Here is a 14,079-nt window from a genome sequence, read left to right as displayed (position 1 = left end):
CCGTCTCGACGGTCGACTGTCGTCCGATCGGCCGCTCAGACCATCGAGTAGCCGCCGTTCACCGAGACGGTCTGGCCGGTGGTCCATCCCGACAGCGGCGAGGCCAGCAGCAGCACCATCGGCGGCACGTCGTCGGGCACGCCGACCCGCCGCAGGGGATACATCTTGGCGATGCGGGCCATGCGTTCGTCGTCGGCATTGCCGGTGTGGTGGGCGAAGCGTTCTGAGCGCACCAATCCGAGCGACACCGTGTTGGCGCGGATCCCGTTTCGGCCGAACTCCTTGGCGACCGACTTCATCAGACCCATTGTGGATGCCCGCGTGGTGGCCACTCCCGCCAAGCGGCTCTCGCCCACCCGGCCCGAGTCGCCCATGAGCGACACGATCGATCCCGCAATGCCGGCGTCCACCAGGTGACGCACGACCGCCTGGGTCATCCGCATGGTGCCCATCACGGTCACATCCACCATCCGCGCCAGCTCGTCGGGGTTTGCGTCGACGAATGGCCCGGTGTCGGTGTAGGCGGCATTGTTGATGAGCACATCGATACAGCCGAACTCGCTGACCACCTGGTCCACCGTGCGCTCCACATCGTCCTGGCTGGTGACGTCGCATCGGACGGCGAGTGCTGCCCGGCCCGACTCCTGGGCTGCGGCAGCACCCTTCTCGGCGCCTTCGCTCGAAGCGTTGTAGGCGAAGGCCACGTTCGCGCCCTCGTCGGCGAACGCCGCAGCGATGGCCAAGCCGAGCCCCTGGCCGGCTCCCGTCACCAGGACGTTCTTTCCTGCCAACTGCAGATCCATCACACGCTCCGCTCTGTGAACCGCCGCCTACCCGAGGCAGCGCAAGTCTGCCGCGAGCGGAGCGGGAGCGCCCACGCAACATCAAGCCGCGCCGCCACGACGGCCAACAAGTACAGCCGTAATCCGGTGCAGCCGCTCCGCGGGCTACCGCTATGGTGGCGAGCATGGGGTACGAGCCGACGGAATACCATCCGGCCTTCGAGGAGTACTCCGAGACGGTGTACGAGCTGGCGGAGGACGGCGTCGAGGTCATCCAGGCCCGCATTGCCGAACGGCTGGAGGTCTCGCGCCCGGCAGTGTCGGAGATGATCCGCCGGATGCAGCGTGAGGGCTTGGTCAACGTGGATGACCACGCCCACATCAGCCTCACCGACGAGGGTCAGCAGATCGCCACGACGGTCGTGCGACGGCACCGGCTGGCCGAGCGGTTCCTGACCGACATCTTGAAGCTGAACTGGGCGGATGCCCATCACGAGGCCGGCCGCTGGGAGCACGTCATCTCGCCCGTCGTCGAGCAGGCGATGATGGAAGTGCTCGAAGATCCGAACACGTGCCCGCACGGCAATCCGATTCCCGGTACCGACTATGTCGCGCCCACCGATGCCAAGCCGCTCGCCGAGATCGGCGCCAGCGGCGCATTCACCGTGCAGCGCATTCCCGAAGAGCTCGAGTTCGAAACGGGACAGCTCGAGTTCCTCGAGCAATCAGGGCTGATGCCGGGTCGTGCGGGCGAGGTCCTGTCGGTGGCTCCCGACGGCACCGCCACCGTCCGGATGCCCGAAGGGACGGTCGGCGTGAGCGCCTACACCGCTGCCCGCATCCTGGTCACTGCCGCGATCTGAGCCAGCCAGTCGCGCTCGCAGGCCGAGAGTGAGCCTTGCGTTTGCGCGACCTCATTGCGCTTGCGGCGTTAGCGATGCCTAACATGGAGCATCAAGATTGCGTGTACCGCCCGGCGGTGTGCGCATGAGTCGCCCGAGAGGCCGCCGTTGCCATGATCGTCTGCCAGTGCCTCGCCACGAACGAGGCAACCATCCGGCACTTCGCGACACACGGTGCGGTGACGGTGGCGGACATCGGTCGGGTGTGCGGCGCAGGCACCGATTGCGGCAGCTGCCTGATGACGATTCGCGCCGTGCTGGATCAATGTCGAGATGTCGAGCTTGATCCGGCGCACCACACGGTGCACTCCATCGCGTTCGACCCGATCGCCGTCGGCACCTGACCGCTGCAGGCGGAGCACGGCGCGACGTGCGCTGCGACGATGGGCGCATAGGGTGGAGCCATGCGAGGTTCGCCTGAAGTCATCGAGTTCTTGAACGAAGCGCTGACAGCCGAGCTGACGGCCATCAACCAGTACTTCGCCGCCTCGAAGATCGCCGAGAACTGGGGCTACGGCCGCTTGGCGTCGCAGTATCACGAGGAATCCGTCGAAGAGATGCGCGATGCCGAGAAGCTGATGGAGCGCATCCTGCTGCTGGACGCGCTGCCCAACATGCAGCGGCTCGGCACGGTGATGATCGGCGAGACCGTGCCCGAACAGCTCGCACTCGATCGCCAACTCGAAGAGAACGCCATCGAGCGGTACCGCAGCGGCGTGCGCCTGTGCCTCGACCACGGAGACGCCGGCACCCGCGAACTGCTGGAGCACCTGCTGGTCGGCGAGGAAGAGCACCTCGACTGGATCGAGACCCAGCAGAGCCTGATTGAGGACATCGGCGTCGAGCGGTACCTGCAGAGTCAGATCGGCGACGACTAGGGCCGCAGTTCGATGGCAGGGTCGTAGGCGGCGGCTGCGAACCAGAAGGTGTCGATGTGCTCGATGGGGACAAGCTGTGTTCCTGCCAGCGGGCCATCGAGCGCTCGGCCCAGCACGGACCAGGTCGAGCCGGTCTGATCGTCGGTAAACGCCCCCGGCCCCTCTGAGCTGGCGGCGTCGGGCAGTCGCGTGAAGCTCAGCACCTGACCGTCCACCATGGGGTCGAACACGCCGGTTGCGCCGACATCGCGGCCGAACGCCACCTGCACGCTCTGGATGGGCGTGGCCGTACCGGGAAGATGGAACACGACCACCGGCGTCCCGCCCAGGTCCAACGGCAGCACGCCCTCGGACTGCAGCGTGTCGAGCTGCACCGCGACCGAAGCGCCGCCGTGGCGCACGACCAGCACACGGGTCTGCGGCGGCAGGCGCGAATCGGGAGTGCCGCTGAAGAAGAGCGGGTTGCCGTCCGGCTGGTCGTAGTTGGCGTACGGATTGGTGCCGTATTGCCGGCCGAAGCCGCCGGGGCGCGTCATCACCAAGCCGTTGGGATGCTCGTCGAGGAACGTCTCCCAGGCGACGGTGGCGACGGGGATCAGCTCGAGCTGGGATCCGGTGAGCGCGCCAGCGATGGCCTGCCCGGTGTAGTGCGCCCACAAGCTCTCGGTCTGGCGGTCGTACATGACGAGCGCCGAGTTGTAGAGCCGGCCCGAGGTGCCGAAGTCGAAGATGCGGTCGCCGAGCTGCCGGTAGTAGCCGATGGCCGTGTTGCACAGCGGGCAGTAGGTGATGGTGACCGGCTCGCCGCCGACGGTGTCGTTGACGATCTCGTGCCACAGCAGCACCTGCGCGGGGTAGGCGCGAGCGTCGCCGTTGAGAGTGAGCGTGACGACGGCTTCCTGGGGCTGCAGGAAGCCGACATCGGTGGCCCGTTCGAACTCCGGCGCGTCGATGGACGGGATGCCGTCGGGCGGCGGCCCGCCGGAGAGCACGTCCAGAGGCGATACCAGCGGCTGGGGCAGCAGGGGTGCGGTCATGCCCTCGCGCAGCGCGGAGACGGTGGACTCGCGAGGTCCGCCGGGGATCTGCGTGACCTTGACGTCGACAATCACCTCGCCAGGAGTCGTCGACCGGGGTGCTGCGGCCGTTGTTGCCGGCGCCGTGTCGGTGCTCGCTGCCCCCGTCGCATCCGAGCCAGTGGTGTCCGACCCGGTCTGCTGATCGTCCGATGAGGCATCAGCGCACCCCGCCGCGATAAGCATGAGCGCCGCTGACAGCAGTACCAGCACGCCGCGGGCACCATGCCGTCGTGCGGCCGCTGACGTCAGCCGGAACCGATCCGGACGGTGGCAGGTCGTCGTGCCAGCGCGGATGTCGGCCGGTACCGATGCCGCTGTCGCAGGAGCCATCGTGCGACGGTACTCCGGCTGCCCGCGCCGCCATGTTCACACGCCGATGCACCTGCGTCCGGCCAGCCGCCACAGCGCCCAGGAGGCCGCAGGCTCATCGATGAGATGCCGGGCGTTCGTGCAACGCTGCGCCAAGTCATCGTCTGCGATGACCAGCTCGGAGCAGGGTCGGTCTCCGGCATTCAGCGTGACCCGTTCGTGAGCGATCTCGGGCAGCTCCAAGCGGTAGAGCCACAGCGCGTAGTCGGGCACCGACGTCCGGTCGTGGGCGAGGCAGGTCAGGCCGTCGTCTTCGACCGCGTCCGACACGGGTTCGGCGGCGGCGACCTGGTCTCGTGCGACGGCGCCGACGTCGGCAAGGTGACGGTGGTTCGACACCGTCGCAACCGCTCCAAGCGCCAGCACCGCTGCAATGAGCGCTCCCACCGCGATCTCGGGAACATGTGCTGCGCGCGGAGACGTCGCCTCCCCGCTGGTCGGTGCTCGCCTGCGCAGCGCGACGGCGACGAGCAGTACACCGAGAAGCGTGGAGACGAGGGCTGCAACTGCCACTGCGCCCAGACGCTCGCCGAGCCACGTCCACGCCGGGCTGAACGACAGCGTCATGATGCGGCGAGGTGCCGCGTCGTAGCCGCCTGCGACACCGATGACTGCAGCGCACGCGAGTACCGCCACGGCCACGGCGGTCCCGACCACGGCCGAACCGCTTGACGGCAGCGTGCTCCGAGGAATCGCGGGCGGACATGGAGAAGCAACGATGCCGGACGTCGCCGATTCGCTGCGAGGCAGTGCTGGCCGGGCCGCAAACCATGCCAGAGCGGCGACGGCCAGCGGCACCGCCCATGGGTCGACATAGCGCCCGTAGAGCAGCGCATCGGCGCGCTCGCTGCCGGTCAGCGTCCATCCGCCGAGCAGCACCGCTCCGAGCGCTCCGAGCGCCAGGCAGACCAGTGCAACGGTGAGCGGTTCGAGTCGCCGCGCGTGGGCTAAGCCGATCGCCATCCATACGCCAGCAGCCAGGCCGATGATGCCGAGGCCGACGGTGCCCCCGCCCAGCGCCAAGAGCTGCCCGGCCACCGTCAGGATCGGCTCGGCGCCGCGGTCGAGCTGTGCCGCTTCGCTCAGCCGTTCCGTGGGCCAGGTGCCGGTGAGCGACAGCGCCACCGCGGTTGCGGCGCTGCCGAACAGCAGACCGCCGCCGAGACTGGCCCACGCTCGGCGGCCGATCCGGCACAGCAACGCCGTCAGCACCACGGCAGCCACCAGCACGATCATCCGGGCGTGCAAGGCGACGGCCAGCGTCGCTACCAGTCCTGCCCGGGCCCACGCCTGCCGGCTGGCCCCAGAACCGGCCGCCTTCGCGGCGAAGGCCACCGCGAGCGCCACAGTCAGCACCGCCAGACCCAGCAGTGTCTCGGGCCAGGCGATGCGCGAGGCGCTCGACAGCGACGGGTGCACCGCGGCGATCAGACCTGCTGCACCGGCCACCTGCCAGCTTTGTGGCCCCAGCCGTTCTGTTGCGCCGACGACCCTCCGGCGCTGCGAGCAGACCAGGCCCAGCCGGCCCGCCACCACCACGGCGGCCGTTGCAGCCAGCGAGTTGACGACCAGCGCGAGGTAATGCACCACCTCGCCCTGGGTTCCCAGCAGCGAGACCTGCGAGATGGCCACCAGCGGCGCGATCAGCAGTCCGTACCCCGGCTGAAAAGGGATGCCATCGGGGGTGAGCCCGTCGCCGCCGACCCACTGGGCGATGCCCAGGTATGCCGGGATGTCGGGAACCGCCACCGGTCCCCCGGCCACGACGGCCGTGCGCAGGTGCACCACGAGCACCGCGAGCAGCACGCCCATCCCCACTGAGGCCCACACAAAAACCTGCGGTGTGTCGCGCTGCATGTCGCTGGGAAGGCTGTCACACCCCGGCGCGCCGCTGGGCGCCTCCCCTAACATCGAACGGGGCACTACGGAGGTCGCACGATGTCAGAGGGCCAGGTGGCAACAGAGGCGGGCACGCGTCCGGCGATCAGCATCGACCCGCAGACGGGTCGCAAGATCTTCAACACCAAGGCGGCGAAAGCCTCTGAGAAGATTGCCGGCAAGGGCTACTCGGTCAACGCCGACGAGCACGCGAAGGAGCTGCCGCCTCCCCCGCCGGGAGCCGTCTTCAACGCCGAGGAGCAGGCCAAGTACCGCGACTTCAAGGAGGCCCGCCGGGGCGCGGCCGACTACATGGCCATGGAGGGCGAGTTCTCGCGCTACCTCGAAGACGTCTATTCCGAGCCGCCCATCGAGCGGGAGGCGCTCAACGACGAGTGCGAGATTCTGTGCATCGGCGCCGGGTTCGCCGGGCTGCTGCTGTGGCACAAGCTGCAGGCCGCCGGCTTCACCGATGTGCGCTTCTGCGAGAAGGGCGGCGATGTCGGCGGCACCTGGTACTGGAACCGCTACCCCGGCATCGCCTGCGACGTGGAGTCGTACAGCTACCTGCCGCTGCTCGAGGAGATGAAGTACATCCCGACGATGAAGTTCGCTTCAGGCTTCGAGATCCTCGAGTACTGCCAGGCGATGGCCGACAAGTTCGGCTTCTACGACCAGTGCCTGTTCCACACGACGGTGGATTCGACGGTGTGGGACGAGGAGACCGGCCGCTGGACCGTGTACACCGACCGCGGCGACGCCATGAAGGCCCGCTACGTGATCCTGGCGAATGGCATCCTCACCAGCCCGAAGCTGGCGCGCATCGACGGCATGGCCAGCTTCGCCGGCGAGTCGTTCCACACCTCACGCTGGGACTACAACATCGACCTCGAAGGCAAGCGGGTGGGCATCATCGGCACCGGCGCCACCGCCGTGCAGGTCATCCCTGAGATCGCCAAGGTGGTGGGCGAGCTGTACGTGTTCCAGCGCACGCCGTCGTCGATCGACGTGCGAGACCAGCGGGCCACCGATCCTGAGGAGATCGCCGAGTGGTCGAAGGAGCCCGGCTGGGCGCGGGCCCGGCGCAAGCGGTTCTCGCGCATCTCGTCGGGCCGCACGGCCATCAAGGCCAATGACGACTACCTGGCCGGCCGGGTCGACGATTTCAAGGAACGCAAGCAGCACGCCCGCAAGCTGTCGCCCGACGAGCTGGTGCAGAAGCAGCTCAACACCAACTTCCGGATCATGGAGCAGATCCGGGCCCGTGTGGACGCCATCGTCGACGACCCGGCCACCGCTGAGGCGCTGAAGCCCTACTACCCCTACGGCTGCAAGCGGCCCACGTTCCACGACGAGTACCTGCCCACGTTCAACCTTCCCCATGTGCACCTGGTGGACACCGCCCCGATGGGCGTGCAGGAGATCAACGAGCGGGGCGTGGTGCACGAGGGCATCGAGTACCCGCTGGACGTGCTGATCTACGCCACCGGCTTCCAGTGGATGGCGACGTCGACGTTCAACATGATCAGCGGCCGCGACGGCGTGACGCTGAGCGAGAAGTGGCAGACCGAGGGCACCAAGACGTTCCTGGGCCTGCACAGCCACGGCTTCCCGAACCTGTTCATCGTGTCGGGGCCGCAGGGCGGCGGCGGCAGCTTCAACTTCACCGACGCCATCGACACCCACGGCGACTACATCGTGTGGATGCTCACCGAGATGCGCGACAAGGCGTGGAACGTGGTGGACATCACCTCCGACTCAGAGGTCAACTACGCCGAGCACTGCCGGGTGGCTGACATCACCACGGCCCCGCTGCGCGACTGCCTTTCGTATTACAACGGCCACGGCGACGCTACGCCCGGGAGCCTGGCGTACTACGGCGGCGGCTACTGGCACAAGTGGCGGATCGCGGCCCAGGAGTCGCTGGACCCGTACCTGTTCGAGTTCAAGTCCGACCAGGTACCCCAGCCCGCCGGCTAGCGGCAGGCCCGTTCAGTCCAAGGAGCGGCGAGCGATCAGGGTCTGTGATCGACCCCGACCACGAAGATCCTGTCCTCGACCGATCTGTAACTGCCGTCGCGCACCTCGCCTCGATGCGATTGGTACAGGATGCGTCGCCCGTCGGGAGACCAGTGCGGGTTGAAGTGATCTTCGCCTCGCGGCGTGATGTCGGTGGCAACTCCGCTGGCGACATCGACGATGGCGATGCTCTCGTCTTCGGACATCCGCCCGGAGGGTGCAACGAGGCGGCGGCTGATGGCGATGCGGGTGCCGTCGGGAGACCACGAGATCCTGCTGCCGCTGAACCTGAGCCCAACGTCGAAGAGCACGCGGAAGTCGTCCTTGAAACTCTTGGCGTCCACGTTCGCTATCGCCAGCCGGTGCATGTACTTGAACGCGATCTGCTTGCCGTCGGGCGACCAAGCCGGTTCCGATTCCCACGACCACGCCGTCCGGTTCGCCCAAGCGGCGTCGGCCAATTCGCTGAAGATGCGCTTCAGTCGCTTGCCGTCGGACGTCATGGTGACGATGTAGCGCTCACTGCCGCCACTGCGGGTCGCGAGATCACCGAATTCGAGACGATGGAAGGCGATCTTCGTCCCGTCAGGCGACCAGCTCGGGTGTTCATCTTCAAAGGGACCGGACGTCAACTGCTTGAGGTTCGAACCGTCGGTCGCCATGACGTAAATGTGCCCACGTTGTTCCCTGCCAGCGGCAGTGGTAACGAACTCCAAGTCCGAGAACGCAATCCTTGTGCCGTCAGGCGACCAGTCCGGGTCTCGAGGATGAATGCCTGAGGGGGTCGAGACTCTGGTGGCGCCGCTGCCATCCGCGTCGGCCAGCCACAACTGCCCACGCTGAGTGAAGGCGATGCGCCTGCAGTCGGGAGACCACACCGGCGCGGCGACGGAATCGCGGTCCCGGAACAGCATCGTTGGCGGGTCGGTGCTGCTCCCTCCGCAGTCCAACGCGTCATAGGCATCGAGCGCCTGCCAGGAAACAGCGGCTGCTCCGCCGAAGACGGTCATTGACACGGGCGCGTCGGCATCGGCGCGAACGTCGTCGAGGAACGCAGACGTGCTGGACGGAATCTCACCGGGTTCGGTCAGCAGCAGCGGCGCGCACAGGCGCGCAAGCAACGGCGCAGCGCTGAACGAGTCGAAGGGCACACGCGCACGCGCCAGCCCGACCTGGCTGCCATCGAAACAATCATTCGAGAAGGTCCGATCTGCGTGGGCGGCCGTCATAGTCGCCGTCTCGAATCGTGAAGCACCCGCAATCCGGTCCACGGCGAAGCCGATGGCCGTGAGCTTCCTTTCGACCTCCTCCGATATTGCCGCCGTGCCTCCCATCAGAAGTACGTGGCGAAAGCCTGCGTCGGCCAGATATTCGGCAACATCGGGGTGGAGCTCGGCTTGGGGCGTCAGCAGCACCGGCACCTGTGCCTTCGCCGACATGGGGCCTGCGACGAGCGCGTCGGCGAACACCTCGCCGCTCGCGACAATCGCCGAAGGCCCCGTGTCCGACAGTGAGCCTGGCGATGCCAGGGTTCGAGCCACTGCAATGCCCGTGAGGTACCTGTCGGCGCCGCCGACGCGAGTCGCGTCGATGCCGGCGTCGTCGAGCGCCGAGAACACGAATTCGGATACCGTCGTATCCGCCCCGATACCGCTCGTCACCACGGTGACCTCCGTCACCCCGACTCGCTGCAAGAACTCGAGCGCATCGGCGCGCAGCCGGTCGGGCGGCGTGATGAGCACCGGGGCGCCCGCGGCGCCCGCGATCGATGCCGCGACGACCGCATCGGCCCAGTGCCCGCCCGACACCATCACCACCGATTCCAGCTCGCCGCCAGCATCTGTTGCGACGGCTTCGGCTATGAGCAGCGAGGTGGCGTACCGGTCAGCGCCGCCGTAGCGAGTGATGTCGACGGTCGCGAGCGAGGCGTTGGACTGCGCCGCCGCCGGAAACGGGACGACCAAAGCCGCTGCGCACACGGCGAGCGCCATGGCCGCCCGGATCAATCGCACGTGTGTCATGACGGGCGAACGTAGTGCTTCGCCCCATTCTGGCGCGTTCGCTGCGGTGGGCGGCGTTCAGCGGTTGGACCATTTGACTTGGCGGCGTTCGAGGAACGAGGCCATGGCCTCGCGGCTGTCCTCGGTGAGCGAGGACATGATCTGCGTGCGGTTCTCGAGGTCGATGCCGGCGCGCAGGCTGCCGATCTCGAGGTTCGACCACATGACCTCTTTGGTCATCCACACGCCGAAGGGGCTGTTGGCGGCGATCTCGGCCGCGACGCCGAGGCAGGTGTCCATGAGGTCGTCGTCGGGGGTGACGGCGCTGACGAGCCCGATGCGGTCGGCTTCGGCGGCGTCGATCACCCGGCCGGTGAGCATCAGCTCCCAGGCTCGGGAGGCGCCGATGAGGCGGGGCAGCATCCAGCTCACGCCGATGTCGCAGCCCGAGATGCCGAGCCGTACGAACGCGGTGCCGAACTTGGCGCGCTCTGCGCAGTAGCGGATGTCGGAGGCGCAGGCGAGCGCGAACCCGCCGCCGGCTGCCGCCCCGTTGATGGCGGCGATGATCGGCTGGCGCACGTCGCGCATGTGGTGCACGAGCTCGGCGATCTCCTGCTGCACGGCCATGCCGCGCTGGGGCGCGCCTAGGTCTTCGGTCCCGGGCACGCCGCCGAACCCGGTGAGGTCGAGTCCGGCGCAGAAACCGCGGCCGGCGCCGGTCAGCACGACCGCACGAGTGTCGTGGTCGGCGTCGACGGCGCTGAATGCGCTGTGCAGATCGGCGACCAGCCCGTGGGTGAGGGCGTTCAGCCGCTCGGGCCGATCCAGAGTGATGCGCGTCACGCCCTCGGCGGGAGCGTCGATGCTCAGGTTCTCGTAGGTGTCGGCCATCTCTGCATCCTCTCGCCGGCGTATGCGATGCGGCGACAGCACAGTAGCCAGCGCCGTCGCAGCGCTCCCGGGCCGTACCGCAGAATGTGGCCGTGACAGGCAGGGACGGCACAGGTCGCGGTGGGCGACGGGGGCGTTCGAGCCGGGTCGCTGCGCGCACCGCAGGCCCGGTGCTGTCTGCGGAGCAACCCACACCGCGCCGCCGCATCCCGCCGTATGAACTGCTGGACGATGGCGCGCTGACCCGCTTGGAGTCGCACGCCGACTGGATCCTCGACGAGATCGGCGTCGAGTTCCGCGGAGATGACGAGGCGCTGGAGCTGTTCCGGGCGGCTGGGGCGCGGGTCGACGGCGTGCGGGTGCGCTTCGACCCCGGTCTGGCTCGAGAGCTCTGCGCCACCGCGCCGAACCGGTTCGCTCTGTGGGGCCGCGACGGACGGCGCGTCGAGATCGGCGGCGACCACGTCGTGTTCACGCCGGTGTACGGGCCGCCGTTCGTCACCGATCTGGACCGGGGCCGGCGCTATGCCACCATCGCCGACTTCGAGAACTTCGTGAAGCTGACGTGGATGTCGCCGTGGCTTGCCCATGGCAGCGGCACGGTGTGCGAGCCGGTGGACGTGGCGGTCAACAAGCGGCACCTCGACATGGTGGACGCCCACCTGCGCTGGTCGGCCAAGCCGTTCATGGGCGCCGTGACCGCTCCGGAGCGGGCCGAGGACTCGATTGCGATGGCCCGGATCGTGTTCGACTCGGCATTCGGTGCCGACTTCATGGACACGCACTGCGTCATCCAGGGGAACGTGAACGTCAACTCGCCGCTCGTATGGGACGACACCATGAGCGGTGCGCTGAAGGCCTACGCCCGGGCAAACCAGGGCTGCCTGATCTCGCCGTTCATCATCGGCGGGGGCATGGGCCCGGTCACCCAACCGGCGCTGATCGCGCAGGCCCACGCCGAAGCCATGACCGGGATTGCGCTCACCCAGTTGGTGCGGCCCGGCTCGCCGATGATCTACGGCAACTTCCTGACCACCATGGACCTGCGCTCGGGCGCGCCGACCTTCGGCACCGCCGAATCGTCACTGGCCACCTATGCGATCGGCCAGCTCGCCCGGCGGTTGGGGCTGCCGTTCCGCTGCGGCGGCCACTACACCGCGTCGAAGATTGCCGACGCCCAGGCCATGCAGGAATCCGCCGATGCGATGACCCCAGGGCTGCTGGCCGGTGCGAACTTCATCCTGCAGGCGGCCGGCTGGCTCGAGGGCGGCCTGACTGTCGGGTACGAGAAGTTCGTGATGGACGCCGACCGCTGCGGGATGCTGCACCGCCTGCTAGAGGGCCTCACCATTGACGACAACGAGCTCGGCGGAGCGGCGTTCAGCGAGGCCGGGCCGGGCGGGAACTACTTGGCGACGGCTCACACCATGGCCAACTTCGAGTCGGCCAACTTCGAGGCAGCGCTGTGCGACACGCGCTCGTTCGAGCAGTGGTCCGAGGAGGGCGCGCTCGACATGGCCCAGCGCGCCAACCAGCAATGGAAGCAGATGCTCGCCGCCTACGAGCCTCCTCCACCGCTCGATCCCGCCGCCGACCGGGAGCTGCAGGCCTTCGTCGAGGATCGCAAGGCATCGGTGCCGGACGCCTGGTACTGAACCGTGCGAGCCCATCCGGTTTCGGGCTGCCCAACTAGCGTCCCGTAACTGAGCAAGGAGCACGGTATGGCGCAGTCGCTCAGGTTCGGGATCGTGCACGACTTCCGCTGCCCGCCGGGCAGCGACGTGACCATGCCGCAGGTGTACGCCGAGACGTTCGAGCAGGTGGTGCTGGCCGAGCAGCTCGGGCTGGAGCAGTGCTGGTTCACCGAGCACCACTTCATCGAGGACGGCTATCTGCCCAACTTCGTGCCGGTGGCCGGTGCGGCGGCGGCGCTGACCTACACGATGCGATTCTCCACCGACATCTGCCTGATGCCGTTCCGCGACCCGGTGCGGCTGGCCGAGGACCTCGCCGTGCTCGACAACATCTCGGGCGGGCGCATGGAGCTGGGCATCGGCATGGGCTACGCCGCGCACGAGTTCGCTGGCTTCGGCCTGCCGGTCAGCCGGCGGGTGTCGCTGACCGAGGAGGCCATCGATGTTCTCCGGCTGGCGTGGTCGGGCGAGCCGTTCAGCTATGAGGGCAAGCGCTACTCGTACCGGGACCTGCGGGTCACGCCCGACCCGGTGCAGCCCGGCGGTCCCCCGCTGTGGGTGGCGGCCACCAGCGAGGCGGGTGCGCTGCGGGCCGCCCGGTTCGATACGAACCTGCTGCCCCAAGGGCCGAAGGCCGCTGTGCTGGATCCATGGAAGGAAGCGCTGGCGGCTGACGGCCGGAATCCCGGTGACAAGCGGGTGGGGATCATCCGGGGCGTGTACGTGACCGATGGCCGGGACCCCGCCGAGGATCCGACGTGGGAGGCGATCGCCGCTGCGGAGAAGTACCGGCGGGATGTCTACATCGGCATCATCAAAGCCAGCGCTGACCACAAGGCGACCGCCCGTGAGCGTGCTGCCCGCACCGGGCCACGCCAGCCAGATCCGCTGAACCCGCTGGTGTGGACCGTCGGCGGCGCCGACCACTGCGTGGCCGAGCTGACCTCGATGATCCGGGACCACGACGTCACCGACCTGGTCACGTGGGGCGGCCCGCCCGGCCTCCCGCCGTCGGTCATGAATGCGTCGCTGGAACGATTCGCCAGCGACGTCATCCCCCGGGTCCGCGCCAACCTCACCCGCTGACCGTCCGGTCCAGCAATCAGGGCCTTCGGCCGCGCTCGCCGGGAAGCGCACGCATCGACTCGCCTATGGTCCCCGCATGGACATTGCTGACCGTCTGGAATTGCACGAGCTGCCGGGCCGCTACGGCGACATCATCGACGACCGCGACTGGGACCGGCTCGGGACGATCTTCACCGACGATGCGGTATTCGATCTCACCGATCTGGGGGCGCCGCGGCTGGAGGGCCTGACGGCGATCCGGGATTTCATGGCCGACGAGGCCGAGCACCCGCGCACCCACACGATGACCAACATCTACGTGAACGAGACGGACGCCGGGGTGGAGCTGAAGTTCAGGATTCTGGCGCTGCTGGGCGGCGGCAAGGTCGGCACCGCCTCGTATCACGACTTGGTGGTGAAGACCCCCGACGGCTGGCGAGTGCAGGACCGCATGCTCAAGCACCGCCGCACCCAGGTCCACCCCGACTGAGTCGTCGCGAGCCCGGTTCTCGGGCTCGA

The 14,079-nt window shown here is 68.2% G+C and carries 12 protein-coding genes; 7 read left to right on the top strand and 5 right to left on the bottom strand.

The window, feature by feature from the left end; translation table 11 throughout:
* Positions 1-35: 35 nt before the first annotated feature.
* The gene (locus tag ACOGXE_RS10805; protein ID WP_419930918.1) at positions 36-803 is read right to left on the bottom strand and encodes an SDR family NAD(P)-dependent oxidoreductase; all 768 of its coding nucleotides are present in this window, start codon (positions 801-803) and stop codon (positions 36-38) included.
* A 164-nt stretch (positions 804-967) separates the two neighbouring features.
* Here ACOGXE_RS10805 and ACOGXE_RS10800 point away from each other — a divergent pair, with 164 nt between their 5' ends.
* The 3 genes from ACOGXE_RS10800 to bfr all read left to right on the top strand — a co-directional run bounded on the left by ACOGXE_RS10800 (position 968) and on the right by bfr (position 2,562).
* Positions 968-1,645 (top strand): metal-dependent transcriptional regulator, encoded by a 678-nt coding sequence (locus ACOGXE_RS10800; RefSeq protein ID WP_419930917.1) that lies wholly within the window; start codon positions 968-970, stop codon positions 1,643-1,645.
* A 152-nt stretch (positions 1,646-1,797) separates the two neighbouring features.
* Positions 1,798-2,028 (top strand): (2Fe-2S)-binding protein, encoded by a 231-nt coding sequence (locus tag ACOGXE_RS10795; RefSeq protein ID WP_419930916.1) that lies wholly within the window; start codon positions 1,798-1,800, stop codon positions 2,026-2,028.
* A gap of 60 nt (positions 2,029-2,088) precedes the next feature.
* Positions 2,089-2,562: a bacterioferritin gene (gene bfr, locus ACOGXE_RS10790; protein ID WP_419930915.1), complete on the top strand. Its 474-nt coding sequence runs from the start codon at positions 2,089-2,091 to the stop codon at positions 2,560-2,562.
* Here bfr and ACOGXE_RS10785 read toward each other — a convergent pair.
* Positions 2,559-3,971 carry a DUF3179 domain-containing protein gene (locus ACOGXE_RS10785; RefSeq protein WP_419930914.1) on the bottom strand — a complete coding sequence of 471 codons (1,413 nt, stop codon included), beginning with the start codon at positions 3,969-3,971 and terminating at the stop codon, positions 2,559-2,561. The genes bfr and ACOGXE_RS10785 overlap by 4 nt on opposite strands.
* Before the next feature lie 36 nt (positions 3,972-4,007).
* Positions 4,008-5,867, bottom strand: a complete 1,860-nt coding sequence (locus tag ACOGXE_RS10780; RefSeq protein ID WP_419930913.1) for a hypothetical protein — start codon at positions 5,865-5,867, stop codon at positions 4,008-4,010.
* Positions 5,868-5,948: 81 nt separating this feature from the next.
* On the opposite strand from ACOGXE_RS10780, the gene ACOGXE_RS10775 reads away from it, so the two are divergent.
* Positions 5,949-7,868, top strand: a complete 1,920-nt coding sequence (locus tag ACOGXE_RS10775; protein WP_419930912.1) for a flavin-containing monooxygenase — start codon at positions 5,949-5,951, stop codon at positions 7,866-7,868.
* A 35-nt stretch (positions 7,869-7,903) separates the two neighbouring features.
* Here ACOGXE_RS10775 and ACOGXE_RS10770 read toward each other — a convergent pair whose 3' ends face one another.
* Together ACOGXE_RS10770 and ACOGXE_RS10765 are read right to left on the bottom strand one after the other, a co-directional pair.
* A complete protein-coding gene (locus ACOGXE_RS10770) occupies positions 7,904-9,928 on the bottom strand; it encodes a cell wall-binding repeat-containing protein (RefSeq protein ID WP_419930911.1) in 2,025 nt (674 codons plus the stop codon).
* Positions 9,929-9,985: 57 nt separating this feature from the next.
* On the bottom strand, positions 9,986-10,801 hold the full coding sequence (locus tag ACOGXE_RS10765; protein WP_419930910.1) for an enoyl-CoA hydratase/isomerase family protein: 816 nt from the start codon (positions 10,799-10,801) through the stop codon (positions 9,986-9,988).
* A 92-nt stretch (positions 10,802-10,893) separates the two neighbouring features.
* Here ACOGXE_RS10765 and ACOGXE_RS10760 point away from each other — a divergent pair, with 92 nt between their 5' ends.
* The 3 genes from ACOGXE_RS10760 (at position 10,894) to ACOGXE_RS10750 (ending at position 14,050) form a co-directional block, all read left to right on the top strand.
* The gene (locus ACOGXE_RS10760; protein ID WP_419930909.1) at positions 10,894-12,456 is read left to right on the top strand and encodes a trimethylamine methyltransferase family protein; all 1,563 of its coding nucleotides are present in this window, start codon (positions 10,894-10,896) and stop codon (positions 12,454-12,456) included.
* Between the two features lie 66 nt (positions 12,457-12,522).
* Positions 12,523-13,581 carry an LLM class flavin-dependent oxidoreductase gene (locus ACOGXE_RS10755; protein ID WP_419930908.1) on the top strand — a complete coding sequence of 353 codons (1,059 nt, stop codon included), beginning with the start codon at positions 12,523-12,525 and terminating at the stop codon, positions 13,579-13,581.
* 76 nt (positions 13,582-13,657) lie between these two features.
* Positions 13,658-14,050 (top strand): nuclear transport factor 2 family protein, encoded by a 393-nt coding sequence (locus ACOGXE_RS10750; RefSeq protein WP_419930907.1) that lies wholly within the window; start codon positions 13,658-13,660, stop codon positions 14,048-14,050.
* The last annotated feature ends 29 nt before the right edge of the window (positions 14,051-14,079 follow it).

It is taken from the genome of Candidatus Poriferisodalis sp. (genome assembly GCF_965208555.1).
Lineage (GTDB): Bacteria > Actinomycetota > Acidimicrobiia > Acidimicrobiales > Poriferisodalaceae > Poriferisodalis.
The sequence above is the reverse complement of the archived record's forward strand: the minus strand, read 5'-3'. Positions and strand labels throughout refer to the sequence as shown.